The 20,877-nt window shown below is 63.6% G+C and carries 14 protein-coding genes; 11 read left to right on the top strand and 3 right to left on the bottom strand.

The genetic code is table 11. From position 1 onward, the window contains the following. Positions 1–21: 21 nt before the first annotated feature. On the bottom strand, positions 22–1,362 hold the full coding sequence (locus DX03_RS12965) for a GGDEF domain-containing response regulator (protein WP_038689337.1): 1,341 nt from the start codon (positions 1,360–1,362) through the stop codon (positions 22–24). Positions 1,363–1,873: 511 nt separating this feature from the next. Here DX03_RS12965 and DX03_RS12960 point away from each other — a divergent pair. The 5 genes from DX03_RS12960 (at position 1,874) to DX03_RS12940 (ending at position 10,709) form a co-directional block, all read left to right on the top strand. After that, a complete protein-coding gene (locus DX03_RS12960; RefSeq protein ID WP_081797332.1) occupies positions 1,874–4,540 on the top strand; it encodes a type VI secretion system Vgr family protein in 2,667 nt (888 codons plus the stop codon). After that, positions 4,537–5,445 (top strand): hypothetical protein, encoded by a 909-nt coding sequence (locus DX03_RS12955; protein WP_038689335.1) that lies wholly within the window; start codon positions 4,537–4,539, stop codon positions 5,443–5,445. The genes DX03_RS12960 and DX03_RS12955 overlap by 4 nt, the downstream gene beginning before the upstream one ends. Positions 5,446–5,455: 10 nt before the next feature. Next, on the top strand, positions 5,456–8,206 hold the full coding sequence (locus DX03_RS12950; RefSeq protein ID WP_185753350.1) for a T6SS effector BTH_I2691 family protein: 2,751 nt from the start codon (positions 5,456–5,458) through the stop codon (positions 8,204–8,206). Next, entirely contained in the window at positions 8,207–9,316 is a 1,110-nt protein-coding gene (locus DX03_RS21190; protein WP_185753349.1) for a DUF6708 domain-containing protein, read from the top strand. Between the two features lie 964 nt (positions 9,317–10,280). Next, positions 10,281–10,709 (top strand): hypothetical protein, encoded by a 429-nt coding sequence (locus DX03_RS12940; RefSeq protein WP_038689331.1) that lies wholly within the window; start codon positions 10,281–10,283, stop codon positions 10,707–10,709. A gap of 56 nt (positions 10,710–10,765) precedes the next feature. Here DX03_RS12940 and DX03_RS12935 read toward each other — a convergent pair whose 3' ends face one another. Then, positions 10,766–12,376: an MASE1 domain-containing protein gene (locus DX03_RS12935; RefSeq protein ID WP_081797240.1), complete on the bottom strand. Its 1,611-nt coding sequence runs from the start codon at positions 12,374–12,376 to the stop codon at positions 10,766–10,768. 193 nt (positions 12,377–12,569) lie between these two features. Then, entirely contained in the window at positions 12,570–13,865 is a 1,296-nt protein-coding gene (locus DX03_RS12930; RefSeq protein ID WP_425598276.1) for an NAD(P)/FAD-dependent oxidoreductase, read from the bottom strand. Between the two features lie 182 nt (positions 13,866–14,047). Between DX03_RS12930 and DX03_RS12925 the strand changes: the two genes are divergently transcribed. The 6 genes from DX03_RS12925 to DX03_RS12900 all read left to right on the top strand — a co-directional run bounded on the left by DX03_RS12925 (position 14,048) and on the right by DX03_RS12900 (position 20,547). Then, positions 14,048–14,806 carry a gamma-glutamyl-gamma-aminobutyrate hydrolase family protein gene (locus DX03_RS12925; RefSeq protein ID WP_038689329.1) on the top strand — a complete coding sequence of 253 codons (759 nt, stop codon included), beginning with the start codon at positions 14,048–14,050 and terminating at the stop codon, positions 14,804–14,806. Next, positions 14,803–16,236, top strand: a complete 1,434-nt coding sequence (locus tag DX03_RS12920; RefSeq protein WP_038689327.1) for a glutamine synthetase family protein — start codon at positions 14,803–14,805, stop codon at positions 16,234–16,236. The genes DX03_RS12925 and DX03_RS12920 overlap by 4 nt, the downstream gene beginning before the upstream one ends. 136 nt (positions 16,237–16,372) lie before the next feature. Then, positions 16,373–17,479: a polyamine ABC transporter substrate-binding protein gene (locus DX03_RS12915; RefSeq protein WP_038689325.1), complete on the top strand. Its 1,107-nt coding sequence runs from the start codon at positions 16,373–16,375 to the stop codon at positions 17,477–17,479. 184 nt (positions 17,480–17,663) lie between these two features. Continuing rightward, positions 17,664–18,797, top strand: coding sequence for an ABC transporter ATP-binding protein (locus DX03_RS12910; protein WP_038689323.1), 1,134 nt, complete (start codon positions 17,664–17,666; stop codon positions 18,795–18,797). Further along, positions 18,794–19,705, top strand: a complete 912-nt coding sequence (locus DX03_RS12905; RefSeq protein WP_038689321.1) for an ABC transporter permease subunit — start codon at positions 18,794–18,796, stop codon at positions 19,703–19,705. Before DX03_RS12910 ends, DX03_RS12905 begins: the two co-directional genes overlap by 4 nt. Continuing rightward, positions 19,702–20,547, top strand: a complete 846-nt coding sequence (locus DX03_RS12900; RefSeq protein WP_038689319.1) for an ABC transporter permease subunit — start codon at positions 19,702–19,704, stop codon at positions 20,545–20,547. The genes DX03_RS12905 and DX03_RS12900 overlap by 4 nt, the downstream gene beginning before the upstream one ends. Positions 20,548–20,877: the final 330 nt, after the last annotated feature.

Below are 20,877 nucleotides of genomic sequence, written 5' to 3'. Positions count from 1 at the left end.
ACACGCTCGCGTTGATCTCGATCAAGGCGCCAGGGCGGTTTCCCGGGCGGCACTGGCCACGCTGGTACAGCTCACCCGGTTGCGCCCGCCAGCTTTGGCCAGGTACAGCTGGCGGTCGGCCTCGGAGATCAGACGGTGCAGGGAATCGCGCTGCGGGCGCAGGCAGCACAGCCCGATGCTGACGGTCATGCGCAGGGTGGTGTCGCCCAGCTTCACCTCCAGCGCGGCAATGCGCTCGCGCAGCATTTCGAAGTAGCCACGCGCCTCGTCTTCCTCCAGCCCCGGCACCAGCAGGCAGAATTCCTCACCGCCGAAGCGGGCGATCAGGTCCTGGTCGCGGGCGTGGCCCGCCACCGCAGCGGCCACGGCGCGCAGCGCATCGTCGCCGGCCTCATGGCCGTGGGTGTCGTTGATGTGCTTGAAGTGGTCGATGTCGATCATCGCCACCGCCACCAGATCATCGTTGTGGTGCAGCTGCGGCAGCTGGCGCTGGCTCTGTTCCAGGAAGCTGCGCCGGTTCGGCAGCCCGGTCAGGAAGTCGCGCGTGGCCAGGTCCTGCAGGGTGCCGATCAGCTCCAGCTGGTCCACGTTCTGCGACACGCGACAGAAGAACTCTTCGCGTGAGAATGGCTTGCGCAGGAAGTCGTTGGCCCCGTTCTTGAGGAAGCGCGGGATCAGCGAGGGGTCGGTGTTGCCGGAAATGCCGATCACCGCCACCTTGTCGCGCGAGCGCAGGGTGCGCAGCCGGCGGGTGAACTCCACCCCCTCCATGCCGGGCATCTCCTGGTCGACCACGGCCAGCCGGATCGCCGGGTGCGCCTCGATCGCCTTCAGGCCCTCGGCGCCGTCGGCCGCCTCGTACACGGTGTGGCCGTACATGCGCAGCAGCGAGGCGGCGTACATCCGCGCCGACATCGAATCATCCACCACCAGGGCCGCGATGCGCCGGTTGCGCTCCAGCCGCTGCACCAGCCACACCAGGTAATCGATGCTGCCCGGGGTGTTCTTCAGGACGTAATCGATGATCTGCTGCTGCAGCACGCGCTTGCGCAGGTCTTCGTCGTAGACGCCGCTGACCACCACCGTGGGCAGCCCGCGCGACAGAAAGAACTCCACCACGTTGTCGCGGTCACCATCGGCCAGCACCAGCCCGGTCAGGACCAGGAACCAGCCCTGTTCCTCGTCGAGCAGCCGCCCGGCCTCGGCCAGGCTGGTGGCCACGAACACCGGCAGCTCCAGCCGCTGCTCGATCGCCTCGCGCAGCATGCTGGTGAAGGTGCGCGAGTTTTCCACCAGCAGGATCCGCTGGGGTAAGGCATCACCGGGGTCGCTGTCGAAAGCGCCCTGCAACAGAGCCGGCATGTGGCGTACGCTCGATTTCGAGTGGGTCGGCAGATATAGCGGCGATTTCACATGCAACTTTAGGGTGGATGTGTGACGGTGGGGAGCGCTTGTCGCGGGCAATCTCTGTCCGGAGGGACGCCCCAAGGACGTTGGGTGCGCTCGGACTGCCGCGCGGCAGTGTCGCAACCAGCGCGACATCTGGCGCATTGCGCGCCATTGATAAATTCAACCGACTCCTAGAAAGCGCCGGGAAGCCTTGTCCCCGCTGGCAGTCCGCTACGTCCTGGCCATGCCATGACGCTTTTGCCCTTATCGCCATTGCTGGGAGCCCGCAGCATCTGCGCAGGCGAGGGAGGGCCATCATGGACGATAGAGCAGCATCAGTGCGCGGCGGCAATTGTCGCGGCACATCCCAGCGGGAGTTGCGCAGCGCGGTGAAGCGCCCTACGCGGCAGAGGCAACACGCGCAGAGGATTGCGCCATTAACAAGGGCTACGCGGTGATCGCTGCACTCTTGGCCGCCTTGCGCATGGGCGATGGTCATCGCTTCCTGCGACTGCACACGGTGTTGGGTGACGGGGTGCTGGTTGCCGAGACGCTGCAGGGCGCCGAGCAGATCGATGGCGTGGGGTTCACCTGGTCGGTCACTACGCTGTCGCTGGATGCCGGGATCGCGCTTGAGCCCTTGATCGGCCAGCCCGCATTGCTGCAGATGCAGTTGGACGATGGCAGTTTGCGGCCGTTCCATGGGCGTATCACCTCTGCCGAGCGGATTGGCGGGAACGGCGGGCTGGCCCGCTACCGGTTGCGCCTGCAGCCGTGGATGGCCTTTCTTGGGCAGCGCGTTGATAGCTATGTGTTCCACGACGCCAGCGTGGTGGACATCGTCGAAAACGTCTTTGCCGATTACGTCGGGCTACTGCCGGCGTGGCGCTGGGATCTTGACCGGTCCAGCCTGTACCTCAAACGCACTCTCACCACGCAGTACCAGGAAACCGACCTAACCTTCGTGCAGCGCTTGTTGGCGGAGGAGGGCATCTACTATTGGTTCGAGCACAGCGGTGAGCCTGATAGTCCCTCCTTCGGCAAGCACATGCTGGTGCTGGCCGACCACCAGCACGGCGCACGCGATCTGGGGCCGGTGCGCTTCCATCGCGCCGATGCCTCCGAGCGTGCCGACAGCGTGCAGCAGTGGTCGCTGCACCATCGCTGGTGCATCTCGAGGGTGACCCGTACCACTTGGGATTCGCGCACCCTGCAACTACGCCAAGCCAGTGCCCAGGCCCGGACCTCGCAGCCGGACCTGGGCGAGGACATCGACACCTGCGGCCCCGACGGCTGGCCAGACCACGACAGCGGGCAGCGTCGGGCCCAGCAACATCTCGATGCATTGCGGGTGAGGGCGCACACCGTTGCCGGGCGGGGGCGATGGCGGCAGCTGGCTGCCGGCGCCCAGTTCCAGCTGACGCAGCATTGCATGACCGGGGAAGACACCGACTTCCTGTGCCTGTCGGTGCAGCACCTGGCACGCAACAACTTCGAGGCCGAGGTGCTGGATGCGCTGGAGCGACGGTTGGGGCCGGCCACGCAGGTGCCTCTACCATTGCCCGCTTCCCTAGGCGGACTAGCGATTCGTGCGAATCTCCCCGCGCTCAGCACCGCGTTCTACGACAACTGTTTCGTCGCCATTCCGGCCGCCGTGGTCTACCGTCCGCAAACCGAAGACGGCGACGGGGTCCGCCTGCATCCGCGCGCGTTGATCACCGGTACCCTCAGCGCAATCGTGGTCAGTGACGGCGAGCCACTGCTGTCGGACCGCGACCATCGCATCAAGGTGCAGTTCCCGTGGCAGCGGGGCAGTCAGTCGAGCACCGGCCTCGCCCATCCGGGTGGCGACGACAATGCGCCCGCAGACGGCGGCGCCTGGACCTGGGTGCGGGTGATGACCCCGTGGGGCGGGGACAACTGGGGCGGGGTGTTCCTGCCCCGGCGCGGTCAGGAAGTACTGGTGGCGTTCTTCGAAGGCGACATTGACAGCCCGGTGGTGGTGGGCGCGGTCTACAACGGGCGCGGCCAGACCGACGCAGCGCACAATCGGGTCGCCACCGGCGGGGCGCATGCGACCGGCAACGCACCGGCGTGGTTCGACGGCAATGAGCACCCAGCTGTCTACACCGGCTTCAAAAGCCAGGCCCTGGCCGACAGCCAGGACGGGCTGGGAGGCTATCAGCAACTCCGTCTGGATGACACGCCGGGGCAGGGACGGGCGCAGTTGTCCACCACCCAACACGCCACCACGCTGACGCTGGGGCACCTGAAGGAGGGGCAGGACAACCTGCGCGGCGCGGACCGTGGGTTTGGAGCTGAGCTGTCCACGCAGGCGTCTGGGGCGTTGCGCGCGGGGCAGGGGTTGCTTCTGAGTACCGAGCCGGGCGAGTCGCAGTTGGCGGCAAGTCAGGCGTTGGCACAGTTGGAGCAAAGCGCGGTGCTGGTGCAGGGGCTCAACGAGTCAGCGGTGAACCAGCAGGCGCAGTTGCCGAACGAAAGCGCTCAACTGCCTGCCCAGCAAAGTCTTGAGCGGCTACAGCGAAGCCTGCGCGCCACCCAGAGCGGCACCGTGCCCGACAGCATCACCGGTGGTGATGGCGAGGCGCCGGGCTGGGACAAGCCGGTATTGATGGGCAGCGGCGTGGCCGGCGTCATGAGCCTAACCCCAGCTGATCAGGTGTGGGTGAGCGGCACACACACCACGCTGGCTGCTGGCGTGGCGTTGAACTGGCTCAGCGAAGGAGCGTTGACGATAGCGGTACGCGAAGGGCTGACGCTGTACACCGAGGGCAGCAAACCCAAGTCGGGCAGTCCCAATCAGGAGCAGGGCATCGCGCTGCATGCCGCAAACGGCAAGGTTAGTGCGCGGGCGCACTGTAGCCAGGCCGTTCTGGCGGCCAGGACCAATGTGAAGATCGCCAGTACCCAGGCTGACGTGACGCTCTCGGCGCCGAACAAGCATCTGCTGCTGACCGCGGCGGGTGCTTACATCCGCATAGAAGGCGACAACATCGAACTGAGCGCGCCGGGGACGCTGGAGATGAGGGGAACCCAGCGGGAGTGGACCGAGCCGGAAGAAGCTCCCTATGACGTCGACTACAGCAACGGGCAACTGGGTGGCTGCGAGCTCAAGGACAACCTCGAATGAAGCTAATCGACCACCGGACCTCAAGCGGCTCTTGTGAGGTGCGCCACCTTACAGACATTTGCTATCTGCTTCGTCGTGAGCAGGGGGCATCCGCCCATCTCTACGTGCTTCTGGATGCCACGGTCGGGATCAGCTCGCACTTTGATCCACACGAGCCAGAGGATCAGTGGGAGATCAAGGTCGACGGCTTTGGCAAAGCGCCGCTTCGGCTGCTCCGCCTGGGACCGGGCTACGAAGAGAGCCTGAGAGTGTCCGCAAAGCAATGCCGGCTCGCACGGCGCGATCACCGTCGTGCCAGCGTAGTCGCCTGGATCGTAGCCCCGCAGCCGCCCTCCGACGTGGCTGCAACGTTGCGCAGGCTGCTCGAGAACGAAAAGCGTAGCGGCTCAGAGAACCCCATGCCGATGATGGACTCCATGTCAGTGCCGCACTGGCCTTACGCGCTCTCAGACCAGCAGCGACACCTGTTGTCTCGATCGGGCCTACGGATTGCCTGCTTGGGTTTCGCCGGGGAACTCTGTTGGATGGCGCAGCCACAGACCGAGTTGGAGCCGCTGCACATGCACGCGCGCGGCGTATTCAAGCTGGCGCGGGTAACCCTGGTGAACCACGCCGCGAAGGTGCTCAACGGGTTGGGCGGGTACGACATAGATCTTGAGCGGGCCCACCACTTCGCTGCATCCGTCATCGCCAATGTACGCAGGCGCAACGTTCTCGATCAGGCCATGCTCGTGGCGCACGATATCGCACTGAACTGCGAGCTGCATTGCGCTCCCGCGCTACGCGCCTTGATCGCTGATACACCCGAGCATGAAACGGCACTTGCGCAGGCATTGGGGCAGCTGGATCAGTCGCAGCTGGAGTGCATCAGGGACTCGCTGTTTCGCATGCATAGGGAGCGATGAAATGTGGACCATGAAAAACAGAATCGCAGCCTCTGCGGTCAACGCTGTGCCGTCGTGTGAGCAGGGCAAGTGCATCAACTGCGACAAGTCTGGGCTGCTCGTGCATCCCTTTCGCTACTCTGCATTTTGCAGTGACGAGGAGACCATTCTCGCCAGAGTGCCGGCGCTCAGTCCGTCTTCGGGCGACGCCCTGCCCGAGCTCACGTGTAGCAAGTACGCGATAAGAATGATGAGGGAAGGCTATCTCTATGTCGTCCTTGTGCGCAACGGACTCAAGTACATCGACAGCTACTACGTAAGATCGAGCGGCCGCTTGATGCGTTTTCGCGGAACGCCACCCGCGCGAAAGACGTCGGGCCTGGCGTGCAAACGCATGTCCACCTCGCCCAACGCACTGATGGTTGCCATTGACGCGCCAGAACAGGTCAGCATGACGTACTGGCTCTTTACGCCGGACCCGCTGTCAGAAGGTAAGGAGGGTGAGTTGATTGCCCAAGCAGAAGTGCTGCTTGCAGATGGGACTTTACAGGGATTCAGTCCCCAGAAGTGGGCCGATCAGCGCGAGAGTGAGCAGTACCTCTTGTCTCCTACTACCATCTCGTACTTTGCGTTGGAGTATGCGGTCGCCTCACAGATTGCGGGCTATTCGGTCGGTCAAGTCCCCATGATTCGCGCGCTAGACGAACAGCCGTTTCCGGCGCTGTGCGATTCAGGCGACCCACCGTTGCCACCTGCGTTCAGCGATGACCAGCGCGGGCCGTTCTATCAGTCCCGCCTGAACGCTTCGTTGCCCGTGCTCAGGGAGAGTCTCGCGCTGTTGCAGAGCGAGAACGGCGTTGGCATCGCTCTTCAAGACGCCATCGGCATCACTCAGGAGCTCAATGCATGGCGGAACCGTGCCATGGAAGGCATGGAAGGGTGGATGGACGTCGTCGATAACCATGGCGTCGACAATCGATGGAAGTACTTGGCTGCTCGGCAGTATGCGGACATCAAGGAAGGCGTGCTGTCCGGTCGAATCAAGGACGCCCAGCGCTCGGCCGAGGATGCAAGCAATCGAGAGTTCGACAGGACCATTGCCGATCTTGAGGCCCAGCGCGGCATCCGGGGCGCCTTGGACCCGAGGCCGATGATCGAGGTCGTCAAGATGACCAAAAAGCTGGATCCATGGGGATTACGGGCTGCCGAGGTTGAAGCTGCACGCCTGCGTGCGCGTGAGCGCTATCAGGAGGCGGAGGCGAGCCTGGATGGCAGGCAGGTGAGCATTCTGACTGAGTTCGATGAAAGGGCAGAAGTCTGCGAGAGTGCCATGTCGCTGCGCGCGGTGGATCATCTGGCCTGGTTGCGGAGCCAGATGCTGACACTGGCATGGCGAAGTTATGATCAGGATGACTTCATACAGGGGTGGGCATTTGCTATCCAGGTAGGTCTGGCCACCAATGGGATGGACGCGGACGATCAATCGCGGCAGGTAATGGATGAATGGTGGAGAACGCTGGAAGACGCTCAGAAGAGTGATGCAGCGCTGAATGAGAAAAACCTTGTCTGGCGGGTCTTCGTGCACAACAACCTGACCCTTGCAAAGCAACTAGCCAATGCGCTGGAGATCGCAAGAGTCTCGCCTAGGGAACAGGACGAGTGGGCGATAGTGGCTGCCACCAATGGCGCCGCAGCCAAGGTGCTTGGCCTGTTTGCAAAAGCCGACTCGGCGCTTCGCGCGTGTGAGCAAGCCGGCCAAGTCGCCTGGTTCAAACGCAATGTCATTGGTGTTTCGATGGCGTGGTACGTGAGCTGGGGGCGCGTGATGCTTTCCACCGCGACAAACTCAAAGGCTGATCAGGCGTATCTAAAGCTGCTCATCAAGCTAATGCAGCTCAGGATGGGGTCTTATGCGCAGGGGATTCCAATTGGAGCTTTCCACGCCACCCCGACATCTGGTGCGTTGCTGTCGTACTGGCGAGGACAAGTTGGAATTGCCATCCGTGAGGGAGTGCGGTTGGAAACTGCGAAGGGCCGCGCTGGCGGTGCATATCAAGGACGTGTATTACTCATGGCCACGATCTTCGAGTCTGTAAACCTGATCGTCAGAGGAAAACAGTTCAGCGTCGACGATCCAGTAAGCAGGGAGGGCGGGGCGCTCATTGCATCCGGCTTGGCATTGGTCGGTGGGGTGGTGGCGATCGCCGAGGGTGCGACGGGATGGGTTTCGAAAAATGCGCAGTCGGGAAGTCCGCTGGCCCAGCACTTCGACGCATGGAAAGGCCGGCTGGGACTGTACGGGGGATTCTTGGCGGGCTCGGCTGGGTTGTTGGGGGCGATTCTGGATGCGGGCTCATTCAGAGATATGAATCGACGGGGTAAGTCCACACTAGCTTCTGCCTACGCATCGAGAGCAATCGTGGCGTCTCTGGCGGCCGTGCTATCAATCACCGTCGCGTTCGCAGGGTCTGCGCCCTATCTGCAGGCGATGATGAAGAGCTCCCGGAATGCATCAACTCGCACCTTCTTTCGTGTGTCGAGCGGAGTTGCTGTTCGTATAGCTGCGCATGAGGCGGTAATGCTGATGCTTAGGGTCTGGGGTGGCAGGCTGGGCTGGGTCACGATTGGACTATCTGTACTGATCGTTCTCATGAGTCCGGACGACTTTGAGGATTGGTGCGAGAAAACTGTATTCAGAGGTGATAAGTCGAAACGGGGATACGGGAGCGCGGCTGAAGAGCTTGCGACGATCGTTCATCTTTCAGTAAAGGGTAATTCATAGATGTACATTCTGGAAATGTTCTGTTGGGCGGGTAAGTTTCATTCGGAAGTGGACGGGCCTGACGCTGAGGTTAGTGCGGATGACTTATATATGGAGCGTCGGCTGTGTGAGCGGTCTTCAACAGCTCCGGCGGACGAGGGTTCTGTTTTCAATCTGAACGAACGATGCATCGACCTTCAAGGGGCTTGGCAGGAAGACAAGCGTGGACTAATCACATTTATTTTTCTGGGCCTCATGTACGTGTGGCAGTGCCTGATTATGCTGGATATGGTGCTTCCCGGCATTGTTGGTCTTTTCAATGGAATAAATCCTTTTGGTCGGCCTGTGGTTGCAAGTGAATACTTCTTTTACCCTCTATTCGGGATTATTTGGCTCACAGTTAATGCCTTATTCTTTAAGTATTGCTGGCGATGGCTGAGGCTGGAGGTGTTTGTTCAGCGTCGTCTGGTCGTTCGATTCAATAGAATAACCCGTCAGGTTCACATCAATCGCCCCAACTACGCGGGCGGGCTTGTGACGTTTCCTTGGGATGCAGTCCTGCCTGAGATAAGCGGCAGTAAGCCGGGTAGCGGCGCAGGCGACGGTGCTCTGCTTTTGGGATGGCCATCGCATCGCACCGGAGCTGGCTTTGACGACATCTGCATGATTGGCGGATCTCTGGATGATCGCGGTAGTGCTGAAGCACTCTGGGAATACATCCGCCGTTACATGGAAGAAGGCCCGGACGAAGTGCCTGAGCCAAAGCACTTAAGAGCGCTGTTTCCTTGGCCCTGGGATTCGGTTCGTTCAACGTTGAGCTTCCTCTTGCCGTCGTGGCGGAATGGAGACAAGGGGCTCGTTCTCACGGGCGCCCTTCTCCTGTCTCCCTTGCTGATATTGCACTGCATCTGCCATTGGCTCTCGCTGCTGCTCTGCTGGCCCACCTACTGGCCCAGAATCATCCGTTGCGCAGGACTGCCTGGTGAGCCTGTTCCGAAGTTGACAACAGCAGACGACTACAGTCCGGAGATCGCCGTCAAGCTGCGGGCGTCAACGGTCAAGGTGGTTGGCCAGGAAAGCAGTCAGACCCCACCGGATGAAAGGCAAGGGATGGGGGAGTCGCGGTCATGACACCTGTCGACAGCCGGGTTCGGTTTCGACCTTTGCGCTTCGGTTGGGCGGAGATGCGCTCGGCTGCTGAGCACCCGGCGGCCGAAATAGTCCTCGCCGGGGCTCCTGCCATTGGACGCAACCAGGAGGCTGCCGACCGGCGATGCCATCGTGTGCGTTTGACTGCCGGCACAGCCCGTCCGGGCGCCCGCCAACGCGGCCCGCTCACTGGTCTCAAGTCGGGTGTTCTGATCCTGTCGTCGATTCCCGCGCTGGCATCGGCGCAATCCGACGATTCCGGTGTCCCGATGGCCGAGCAGGGGCTTGCCAGTCCCAGCCGATGGCTCCGGATCTGAGCCTGGATCCGGAATGGTGCTTGTACGGGTTCCGGCGGGATGGCATCTCCTGCTACCAGGTCAATGATCTGGCAGGTCGGGTGCACATAGTCGTCGGGAACGCAGATGAGACGTTATGGGTGCTGCTCGCAGGCGAGAGCACGGCGAAAGTGTTGTTGCTCACGTAGGGGGCTACCTGCGTGAGTCACTCGCTGGGTGGTCTATAGGGGCGCAGGGTTCTCGCTGGTGCTGTATGGCACTGGTGCCAATGCAGTGTGGTCGGCCGAAGCGACCCCGTGATATAGCCAGTTGCGTATGCTCGATTTCGCGTGGGTCGGCAGGTATAGCGGCGATTTCACAGGCAGCTTTTGGGTGGTTCTGTGGGGCTCTGGATCAGCCAACCTCAGCCAATCGCGGCAGTGCTCGCCTGCTTTGAGAGTGGCGGCCGTCGGATTTGCGTCAAAAGCCCAATCTTGCCCCGAGCCGCTCCATCTAAAGCGATAGTATCGCTGGCGTCGTCTGCTACTGGGGCAAGCTAGCCTTGGCTCACGGCGGTCCTATGGCCTACGACGTGCGTCGTTGTTCAACCCCTGGCGGCAGAAGATACTATCGCCGGAGTACCCCTCGCTAAACTCGACCTGGAGGATAATGTGCGGATTTCCCATTTTCGACACGTATTTGGTATTTTGATTCTGGCTGCGGTGCCGATGTTCGCTTCGGCACAGTCTGATAATCATGGCGTGCAGCTCGCAAAGCGAGGCCTGGGCCAGTCCCAACCGCTTGCGCTCAATCTGAGTCAGGACCCCGGTTGGCGTCTGTATGGATTTCAGCGGGATGGGATCACCTATTACCAAGTGAATGATCTTGCAGGGCGAGTGCAGCTGATCATCGGCAACGCAGAGGACGTGTTCTGGGTACTGCCGGCAGGAGATGGTTCCGCCCAGGTGTCACTGCCAGCAGAGCCTATCCAGGCCCCGGCCAGTGCAGTGCGGTCCCTTGTCTACCAGGATCAGACGTTTGCCCTGGTCCTGTATCGCAGTGGAGCAGGTGTCCTGTGGTCGGTCGAAGCCATCGACTGATACGGCAATGGCCTGCGGGTGGCGCAATCCACCTGCAGGTTCTCGTGCAGAGGACGTCAGGTCAGCGCCTGATGGCTGCCACTTCCAGAGGCCCCGACAGACGCGAATCCACTGTAATCCGGAATTTCGGAAGCGGCTCTTGTCGGACCTTCCATCAGAACCATCCGTATTCGGTTCTGGCGGCACTGGATAACCCCGCCGTAGGCGAGTACTCGCCCAGCCAGTCGCTCCATGGCCAGTGCTTCTGTCGCTCCGGAAAGTGCGCGCTTGGCATCCAGTAGTGCCACCGCTACCAGTATTCCGCTCCTTCCTTCGAATCGACCACACCGTGCCCGAACCCGGATCTGTCCAGATTCGTGCTTCAGCAGTAGCGAGACGCAGTCTGTGAGTGCGCGATAAGTGGCAAGCTGAACTTCAATGCTCAACTGACACGGGTCACCGGCCAGTTGGGGGCGGACCACCCGGTGGGTGAGGTCCCATGCCTCGCGCACGCCGCCCGCTTGCAGCGCCACGTACAAACCCACTTGTTCAAGTGCCGTGGGGTACACCATGCTGGCTTGCTCACGGAACTGGCGCGAATGCACGGCCGAGGTATGCAGGAGGCTCGTTGCGATTGCATGGTGGCCTTGTTGCTTGAGCCAGTTCACCACTTCGGTGAGAGACATGTCGATGCCATCACCCAGTTTCTTCAGGTGGATCGCACGCTCGCGCAGGTCCATTTCGCTCGCTCTGTGCGAGCTTCTGGCGAGCTTGATGGCGTTTTTCTCATCGACATCCCGGATGCGGTAGCGATGGTAGTAATGCGTGATGCGCGCGCCCAGCACAAACAGCGCCGCACCTGCGATCGCCATGACCTGCTGGGTGGCGAAGGTTGCAGGATCAAATGACGACGGATATGGGCCCGGGGTAGTCAGCCCAATGATCAGGTTCAGTGCCGGTACTCCAATGGCCGCGCCACGCCAGCCGTGCAGGCAGGTCAGTGCGATCGCCGGGACGGCCATCAACAATTGCGCGCTGGTCTTTGCCGTGGCCGATTCAGCCGGAATCAACATGGCCGAAATCCCAAGCAGTAACATCAGCGACAGAGCCGCGAGGGTCTGCCTGCGAAATGCGGTGGTCCATTCCGGTTCGGCATGTCGACGTGCCCAGAGCAGGGCAAGGGGGGCAACCGTCAGGATGCCGATGAAGTCACCCACGATGTAACGCGCTATACCGGTTGCCGCTGGCATTTCCGGGGGAATGGGCCAGAGTAGTTCGGAGAGAGCGATGTTCAGCGATGTCACCACGACCGCCGATGCTGCCGCGACGGAGATCAACCACATGGTCTTGGTGGCGGCCATCATCTTTCGGTGCAACCGCACTATCAGCATCACCGCCGGCATCAAACTGGCCGACGCCAGGATCACCCAGGTGAGCCCGTACTTTTCGACCATCGGGTAACGCATCTGCGCGAAGTAGGCGTATTCGCCCAACAACAGATAGGGCCACAACCGCGGCGGGCACAACAGAACCGCTGCTACACGAACGCCAGCGGGCAGGTAGAACTGATCCAGTGACAGTTGGCGCGCGGCCCAGCAGGCGATGGCGTACACAGCAGCCAACACGAATCCAGCCGGACGAATGTGAAGGTTCACCTGAAGCCCGTCTTTCCACCAATCCAGTCGCACGCGTTCCCTCCCGTTCGTGCCCAGCCAGCGTCCATGCACTGGACTATTCCGTTCAGACAGGACGGTATCGGCAGAAACCGGTTTATGCAATTGCAGACAGCAATTATCAGAATCGGATCAAGTGCGGATGCGTTGTTGGTCGTACCAACATGGCATTTACAAATGAGATGGTCATCTCAAATTCCGGTCGCCTTCACCACAGCGCATCCCGCAGTTTGTACCAGGACATCGCCGCCACCAGCAGCGGCGTGCGCAGCAGCCGGCCGCCAGGGAATGGCCGGTGGGGGATGCGTTCGAACACATCCAGGCGCGCGTTCTGCCCGGTGATGGCCTCGGCCAGCACGGCGCCGGCGAGCCCGGTTGCTGCCACGCCATGGCCCGAGAAGCCCTGTGCGAAGTACACGTTGGGGGTCAGCCGGCCCCAATGCGGCGCGCGGTTGCGGGTGATGTCGACGTAGCCGCCCCAGACCTGTTCCATGCCCACGTCGGCCAACTGGGGGAACACCTGGTGCATGCGCCGGGTCATCACCCCGCGCAGCCCGGGTGGCGGCAGGGCGGAGTAACTGGCGCGCCCGCCGAACAAGAGGCGGTGATCGGCGCTGAGCCGGAAGTAGTCCAGCGCCCAGCTGACATCGGCCACGGCCATGCCGTTGCGGATCAGCGACCGGGCGCGTTCGGCACCCAGCACCTGCGAGGCGCCGATATAGGTGCCCACCGGCATGATCCGGGTTTCCAGCTCCGGGGCGATGCCCTGCAGCCAGGCGTTGCCGGCGATCACCACGTGGTCGGCGCTGATGCTGCCGTGAGCAGTGCGCAGCTGCGGACGCGGGCCCCGCACCAACTGGATGACCGGCGATTGCTCGTGGATCACCACGCCCAGGCCTTCTGCCGCGCGTGCCAGGCCCTGTGCATAGGCCAGCGGCTGCAGGTGGCCGCTGGCCGCATCGAACATGGCCCCGGTATAGCGCGGGCTGTCCAGCTGGGCCTGCAGTTGGGTGCGGTCCCACCACTGCAGCGGATAGTCGTAGCGCTCGGCGAGGTCGAGCAGCCCGGCACGCAGTGCGCGTTCCTGGCGGGCGGTGATCGGCACGCTGGCGTGGCCATCGTGCCAGTCGCAGTCGATCTGGTAGTGCTGCAGGCGGTGGCGCAGCAAGGCCATGCCGTCGCGCGAATAGTCGAACAGCAGCCGCGCGTCTTCGGTGCCCACCAGCTGTTCCAGCGTATCCACTTCACACCCGTAGCCGACGATGGCCTGGCCGCCATTGCGCCCGGAAGCGCCCCAGCCCACACGGTGCGCTTCCAGCACGCTGACCCGGTAGCCGCGCTCGGCCAGCGACAGCGCTGCTGACAGGCCGGTGTAGCCCGCGCCCAATACGCACACATCGGTAGCGTGGTCGCCGGCCAGGGCCGGGCGCAGCGGTTGCGCCGGCAGGCTGTCGGCATACCAGCTGGATACATGGTCCTGGCCAGCGCGGCTCACGGCGTGCACCTGCAGGGGGCGGTGGGGACGTCAATCATGGTGACAGCATGCCAGCAACGATGCGCGGTGACAGCGCGCAGTCTGTCGCAGGCATCGCAGCCGGCATGTGAGGGCGCATGCCCCCGGCAAGGCGTGTTGCGCCACGCCCGTCCGCGGCGCTACCGTGGCAACAGGTCATCGGAGCATGCCGCATGGTCGCGCCCCCTTGGGTTGGCCTGCCCACCGACAGCACGCCGCTGGGCCACCACCGTTTCGCGGTGGCCGGCGAGAAGTACGTGCATGCGCTGGCCGTGGCGGCCGGTGCCACGCCGGTGCTGCTGCCCAGCCTGCAGCCCCCGTTGCCGGCCGCGCACTGGCTGGACCGGCTCGACGGTTTGTTGCTGACCGGCGCAGTGAGCAACATCGAACCGCATCACTACGGCGGTGCGCCCACCTGGCCGGGCAACCGGCACGACCCGGCGCGCGACGCCAATGCGCTGTCGCTGCTGCAGGCCGCATTGGAACGCGACATGCCGGTGCTGGCGATCTGCCGGGGGTTCCAGGAAGTGAACGTGGTGCTGGGCGGCACCTTGCATGCGCGCGTGCACGCGGTGCCCGGGCTGGCCGATCACCGCGAGGACCCGGCCGCGCCGGTGGAGCAGCAGTACGCGCCGGCGCACGCCGTGCAGTTGACCGGCGGCGGCTGGCTGGCGGCATGGGCCGGCGCAGACCGTGTGAAGGTCAATTCGGTGCACGGGCAGGGCATTGATCGCCTCGCCAACGGCCTGCGGGTGGAGGCCCGCGCCGACGATGGCCTGGTGGAAGCCGCGCGCAGCGACGCCCACACCTTCGTGCTCGGGGTACAGTGGCACCCGGAATGGCGTGTTACCGACCATCCCTTCCATCACCGCATTTTCCAAGCCTTCGGCGATGCTTGTCGCCGTTACTCCTGCAAAGCAGACCGGTCATGACCACCCGAACGCGTTCGCGTAAAGCCACAGCCCCGCGCAAAGCGGCCTCTTCTTCGCGCAAGGCCGCACCGCCGCCCGTGCCCGAAGAAAGCACGCTGCTGCGCTGGCTCAAGGACCGGCGCATCACCGAGGTGGAGTGCCTGGTACCGGACATCACCGGCAACGCGCGCGGCAAGATCATTCCGGCCGACAAGTTCTCGCACGATTACGGCACGCGACTGCCGGAGGGCATCTTCGCCACCACGGTTACCGGCGAGTTCCCGGACGACTACTACGAGCTGACCTCACCGTCGGATTCGGACATGATCCTGCGCCCGGATGCCGACACCGTCCGCATGGTGCCGTGGGCCACCGATCCCACCGCGCAGGTCATCCATGACTGTTTCACCAAGACCGGCGAGCCGCATGAACTCGCGCCGCGCAATGTGCTGCGGCGCGTCCTCAATGCCTATGCCGAACTCGGCCTGCGCCCGGTGGTGGCGCCGGAGCTGGAGTTCTTCCTGGTCCAGAAGAACACCGACCCGGACTTCCCGCTGCTGCCGCCGGCCGGCCGCTCTGGGCGTCCTGAAACCGCGCGCCAGTCCTACTCCATCGATGCAGTCAACGAGTTCGATCCGATCCTCGATCTGATGTACGACTACTGCGATGCGATGAAGCTGGACGTGGACACGCTCATCCACGAATCCGGCGCGGCACAGCTGGAGGTCAATTTCACCCACGCCAATGCGATGGATCTGGCCGACCAGGTGTTCCTGTTCAAGCGCACCATGCGGGAGTCGGCGATGCGCCACGGCATCTACGCCACCTTCCTGGCCAAGCCGATGGAGAACGAGCCGGGCAGTGCGATGCATATCCACCAGAGCCTGCTGCGGATCAGCGACGGCAGCAACGTGTTCACCGGCGAGCACGGCGGTGAGGATTTCAGCCCGTTGTTCGGGCACTACCTGGCCGGCCTGCAGAAGTACGTGCCGGCGGCGATGGCGTTCTTTGCGCCGAACGTGAACTCCTACCGCCGGCTGATGTTCGGCGAGGTTTCCCCGAGCAACGTGCACTGGGGCTTCGACAACCGCACCTGCGGGCTGCGCGTGCCGCTGGATACGCCGGAGAACATGCGGGTGGAAAGCCGGTTCGCCGGCTCGGATGCCAACCCCTATCTGGCCATCGCCGCCACCCTGGCCGCCGGCCTGCTCGGCATCCGCGAGCAGGGCTCCCCCACCGCGCCGATCAGCGGCAGCGCCAAGGAACTGGGCTACGACCTGCCGCGCTCGCTGGGCGAGGCCCTGGACGGGCTGGAGGGCTGCCCGGAACTGCGCGAGATGCTGGGCGAGCGCTTCTGCCGGGCCTATGTGTCGGTCAAGCGCAAGGAATACGAAACCTTCTTCCGCGTGATCAGCTCGTGGGAGCGTGAATTCCTGCTGCTCAACGTCTGAATGGCGCCGCGTCGCCAGATCCGGCATGGCCGTGAGGGCCATGTGCTGGGAAAATGTGGGCATGCCCGTTAGGCTGGCACCCGTTGTGCCGGTCTGGCCGGTTCCCCCACCTCGCACCTGACCTGTGGAGAGTCCGATGAAGCTGCGAATCCTCACCCTCGGCATTGCCGTATCCGTACTCAGCGCCTGTGGCGGCGGCAAGTCCGACGACGACAGCAAGGTGCTGAACGTCTACAACTACAGCGATTACATCGCCGAAGACACCATCCCGAACTTCGAAAAGGCCACCGGCACCAAGGTGACCTACGACGTGTTCGACAGCGATGAGATGGTGGAAACCAAGCTGCTGGCCGGCAACAGCGGCTACGACGTGGTGGTGCCGACGCTGAACTTCTTCGGTCGCCAGATCAAGGCCGGCGTGTTCCTGCCGCTGGACAAGAGCAAGATCCCGAACCTGGCCAACCTCGACCCGGACGTGATGAAGCGCATCGCCCAGCAGGACCCGGGCAACGAGTACGGCGTGCCGTACATGATCGGCACCACCGGCATCGGCTACAACGTGGAGCTGCTCAAGCAGCGCTTCGGTGGCAGCACCGACATCGCCAACAGCTGGGACCTGATCTTCAAGCCCGAAAACATCGCCAAGATGAAGGACTGCGGGATCACCATCCTGGACACGCCGTCGGACATGATCCCGATCGCGCTGCACTACCTGGGCGAGGATCCGCACAGCCAGGACCCGGCCACGCTGCAGAAGGCGGCCGACCTGCTCAAGGGCATCCGCCCCTACGTGCAGAACTTCCACTCCTCGCAGTACGTGGGCTCGCTGGCCAATGGCGGCACCTGCCTGGTGGTGGGCTGGTCGGGTGACATCATCCAGGCCCGCGACCGCGCCGCCGAAGCGGCCAACGGGGTGACCGTGGCCTATTCGATCCCGCGCGAAGGCGCCCCGCAATGGTTCGACATGCTGGCCATTCCCAAGGATGCCAAGCACCCGGAGGCCGCCTATGCCTTCATCAACTACCTGCTGGAACCGAAGGTGGCCGCGGCCAACACCAACTTCATCCACTACGCCAACCCGGTGACCAAGGCCACCCCGCTGGTGGACGAGGCGATCCGCACCGACCCGACCATCTACCCGCCGGCCGACGTGGCCGCCAAGATGTTCACCTACTCGATCAACACGCCGGAGGTGGACAAGCTCTACACCCGGTTGTGGACCGAGGTGAAGACCGGTCGCTGAGCGGACCTGCGTGCCCCCTGCAACGCCGGCCCCCGGGCCGGCGTTGCCGTTTCCGGACGGGCAGGGCACTGGCCCGGCCGGGCCCGTCAACGTCCGGATCCCCGGCGGGGCACAGCATGACGCGGCCACCACCGGTAAAATGCCATCCTCCCCCCGTCCGCTGCCGCTCCTGGAGCCGCCCCCCATGCCATTTGATGCCAAGCCGGAAGGCGAGGTCGTGCCGGTCCTCGAGCCGGGCTATCTGTCCATCCGCGCGCTGCGCAAGGAATTCGACGGCTTCGTCGCGCTCGACGATGTCAGCTTGGACGTGCGCAAGGGCGAAATCTTCGCCCTGCTCGGCGGTTCGGGCAGCGGCAAGTCCACGCTGCTGCGCTGCCTGGGCGGGTTCGAAACCCCCACCAAGGGCAGCATCGAGCTGGATGGCCAGCGCATCAACGACCTGCCGCCGTACCAGCGGCCGATCAACATGATGTTCCAGTCCTACGCGCTGTTCCCGCACATGACGGTGGAGCAGAACATCGCCTTCGGGCTGAAACAGGACGGCCTGGCCCGCGATGCGATCCGCACCCGCGTGGGCGAGATGCTGGAACTGGTGCAACTGGGCAAGCTGGCCAAGCGCAAGCCGCACCAGCTGTCCGGCGGCCAGCAGCAGCGCGTGGCGTTGGCGCGGTCGCTGGCCAAGGGGCCCAAGCTGCTGCTGCTGGACGAGCCGATGGGCGCGCTGGACAAGAAGCTGCGCTCGCAGATGCAGCTGGAGCTGGTCAACATCATCGAAACCTCGGGCGTGACCTGCGTGATGGTCACCCACGACCAGGAGGAGGCGATGACCATGGCCACCCGCATCGCGGTGATGGACGCCGGCTGGATCCAGCAGGTGGGCAAGCCCGATGAAATCTACGAGCAGCCGGCCAACCGCTTCGTGGCCGAGTTCATCGGATCGGTGAACCTGTTCGACGGGGTCATCGACGAGGACCTGCCGGAGTACGTCACCGTGCGCACGCCGCTGTTCCCCGCCCCGATCTATGTGGCCCACGGCATCACCGGCTACGAAGGCCAGCCGGTGGCGTTCGCGCTGCGCCCGGAGAAGGTGATGATCGGCAAGGACGAGCCGGCCGGGGACACCAACAAGGCGCAGGGGGTAATCGAGGAGATCGCCTACTTCGGCAGCCATTCGGTGTACCACGTGCGCCTGCCCAGCGGGGCCAAGGTGCTGTCCAACTTCGCCAACTCGCAGCGCTGGGCCAGCGACGGGCTGACCTGGGGCGACAGCGTGTGGGTGTGCTGGCGCGACAACGACGGCGTGGTGCTCACCGCATGAACGCCGCCGTCTGGAAGCGCTGGCTCCCCGGCACCCGCGGCAGTGTGATCGCCGCGCCCTACCTGTGGCTGCTGCTGTTCTTCGCGGTGCCGTTCGTGATCATCCTGATGATCTCGTTCGCGCGTACGCAGGTGGGCTCGCCGCCCTACACCTGGTTGCTGGAATACGTGGACGGGGCGTTCTCGCTGAAGCTCAACCTGGGCAACTACGCGGCGCTGGTGAAGGACAGCCAGTACGTGCTGGCCTACCTGAGTTCGATCAAGATCGCGGTGATCGCCACGCTGTTCACGCTGCTGATCGGTTACCCGATGGCCTACGTGATTTCGCGGATGTCGCCGGCCGCGCGCAACGTGGCGATGATGCTGGTGGTGCTGCCGTCGTGGACCTCGTTCCTGATCCGGGTATATGCGTGGATCGGCATCCTGGACCGCAACGGGCTGCTCAACCAGCTGCTGCTCAAGCTCGGGGTGATCGATGCGCCGTTGCAGATCCTGTACACGCCGACCGCCGCTTACATCGGCATCGTGTACTGCTACCTGCCGTTCATGGTGCTGCCGCTGTATGCCAACCTGGTCAAGCTGGACAACCGGCTGCTGGAGGCGGCCTACGACCTGGGCGCCAAGCCGTGGCAGGCGTTCCTGCGGATCACCTTGCCGCTGTCGCGCACCGGCATCATCGCCGGCTGCATGCTGGTGATGATTCCGGCGGTGGGCGAATTCGTGATTCCCGAGATGCTGGGCGGTCCGGACACGCTGATGATCGGGCGGGTGCTGTGGGGCGAGTTCTTCAACAACCGCGACTGGCCGACGGCCTCGGCGGTGGCGATCGTGATGCTGCTGTTGCTGCTGGTGCCGATCCTGCTGTTCAACCGGGTCCAGCAGCGTGAGCTGGAAGGGAAGCTGGCATGAGCATGGTGCGCGGCAACCGGTGGCTGAGCTGGTCGGTGCTGGGGCTGGGCTTCGGCTTTCTGTATCTGCCGATCCTGCTGCTGATGATCTATTCGTTCAACGAATCCAAGCTGGCCACGGTGTGGTCGGGCTTTTCCACGCGCTGGTATGGGGAGCTGTTCAACAACCGGCAGATTCTGGATGCGCTGTGGATCAGCCTGAAGGTGGCGTTCTGGACGGCCTGTGCGTCGACGGTGCTGGGCACGATGGCGGCGATGGTGATGACGCGTTTCAAGCGGTTCTCGGGCAAGACGGTGTTCGGTGCGCTGATCACCGCGCCGTTGGTGATGCCGGAGGTGATCCTGGGCTTTTCGCTGATGACGCTGCTGGTAGCGATGGGCGGTATTCCCGGCTTTCCGGCACGCGGGGTGACGAGCATCTGGATTGCGCATGTGACGTTTACGCTGTCGTTCGTGACGGTGGTGGTGTCGTCGCGGCTGCAGGAGCTGGACCGGTCGCTGGAGGAAGCGGCGATGGATCTGGGGGCGGGGCGGTTGAAGGTGTTCCTGCAGATCACGCTGCCGATCATCGCCCCGGCGCTGGTGGCGGGCTGGTTGTTGGCGTTTACGCTGTCGCTGGACGATGTGGTGATTGCCAGTTTCGTGGCAGGCCCGAGTTCGACGACGCTGCCGATGAAGGTGTTCGCGTCGGTGCGGATGGGGATCAAGCCGGAGATCAATGCACTGGCGACGCTGATGGTGCTGGCGGTGTCGATCGCGGCGGTGGTGGGGTGGTTCGTGACGGCCCGCGGCGAGAAGCGCCGCCAGCGCGACATGCAGATGGCGTTGCAGGACAAGGGGTGAGGCAACAGCAACAGCAACAGCGGGGCTGCATGTTCTGAGTGGCGTCGGCGTGGGTGGGTTGGCGGGACACGCCGTGAATCCATCCTTGGAGGCTCGTGGGCGCCATCCATGGCGCCCAACGGTCCCGCCAACCCACCCACGCCGACGCCCGACAGAATGCTTGCCCTTTTGTTGAAGGCGCAGGGCAACGGCGCAAGGCAGTTGCCGCGTTGGGGGGAGGGGTGGAGCAGGACGGTGTTCCACCGTCCCAGCCGGGCAGAGCCCGGCTCCACCCATCACGATCCGATCCGCACCGACCCCATCCGTCCCGTCCCGATCCGATCCGATCCG

This window comes from Stenotrophomonas rhizophila, from assembly GCF_000661955.1.
Lineage (GTDB): Bacteria > Pseudomonadota > Gammaproteobacteria > Xanthomonadales > Xanthomonadaceae > Stenotrophomonas > Stenotrophomonas rhizophila.
This window is presented reverse-complemented; position numbering and strand designations above follow the sequence as displayed.

What these genes read in the sequence shown, in the direction of transcription:
- DX03_RS12965 (WP_038689337.1), bottom strand. Translation starts at nt 1,362, where the DNA reads ATGCCGGCTCTGTTGCAGGGCGCTTTCGACAGCGACCCCGGTGATGCC.
- DX03_RS12960 (WP_081797332.1), top strand. Translation starts at nt 1,874, where the DNA reads ATGGGCGATGGTCATCGCTTCCTGCGACTGCACACGGTGTTGGGTGAC.
- DX03_RS12955 (WP_038689335.1), top strand. Translation starts at nt 4,537, where the DNA reads ATGAAGCTAATCGACCACCGGACCTCAAGCGGCTCTTGTGAGGTGCGC.
- DX03_RS12950 (WP_185753350.1), top strand. Translation starts at nt 5,456, where the DNA reads ATGAAAAACAGAATCGCAGCCTCTGCGGTCAACGCTGTGCCGTCGTGT.
- DX03_RS21190 (WP_185753349.1), top strand. Translation starts at nt 8,207, where the DNA reads ATGTACATTCTGGAAATGTTCTGTTGGGCGGGTAAGTTTCATTCGGAA.
- DX03_RS12925 (WP_038689329.1), top strand. Translation starts at nt 14,048, where the DNA reads ATGGTCGCGCCCCCTTGGGTTGGCCTGCCCACCGACAGCACGCCGCTG.
- DX03_RS12920 (WP_038689327.1), top strand. Translation starts at nt 14,803, where the DNA reads ATGACCACCCGAACGCGTTCGCGTAAAGCCACAGCCCCGCGCAAAGCG.
- DX03_RS12915 (WP_038689325.1), top strand. Translation starts at nt 16,373, where the DNA reads ATGAAGCTGCGAATCCTCACCCTCGGCATTGCCGTATCCGTACTCAGC.
- DX03_RS12910 (WP_038689323.1), top strand. Translation starts at nt 17,664, where the DNA reads ATGCCATTTGATGCCAAGCCGGAAGGCGAGGTCGTGCCGGTCCTCGAG.
- DX03_RS12905 (WP_038689321.1), top strand. Translation starts at nt 18,794, where the DNA reads ATGAACGCCGCCGTCTGGAAGCGCTGGCTCCCCGGCACCCGCGGCAGT.
- DX03_RS12900 (WP_038689319.1), top strand. Translation starts at nt 19,702, where the DNA reads ATGAGCATGGTGCGCGGCAACCGGTGGCTGAGCTGGTCGGTGCTGGGG.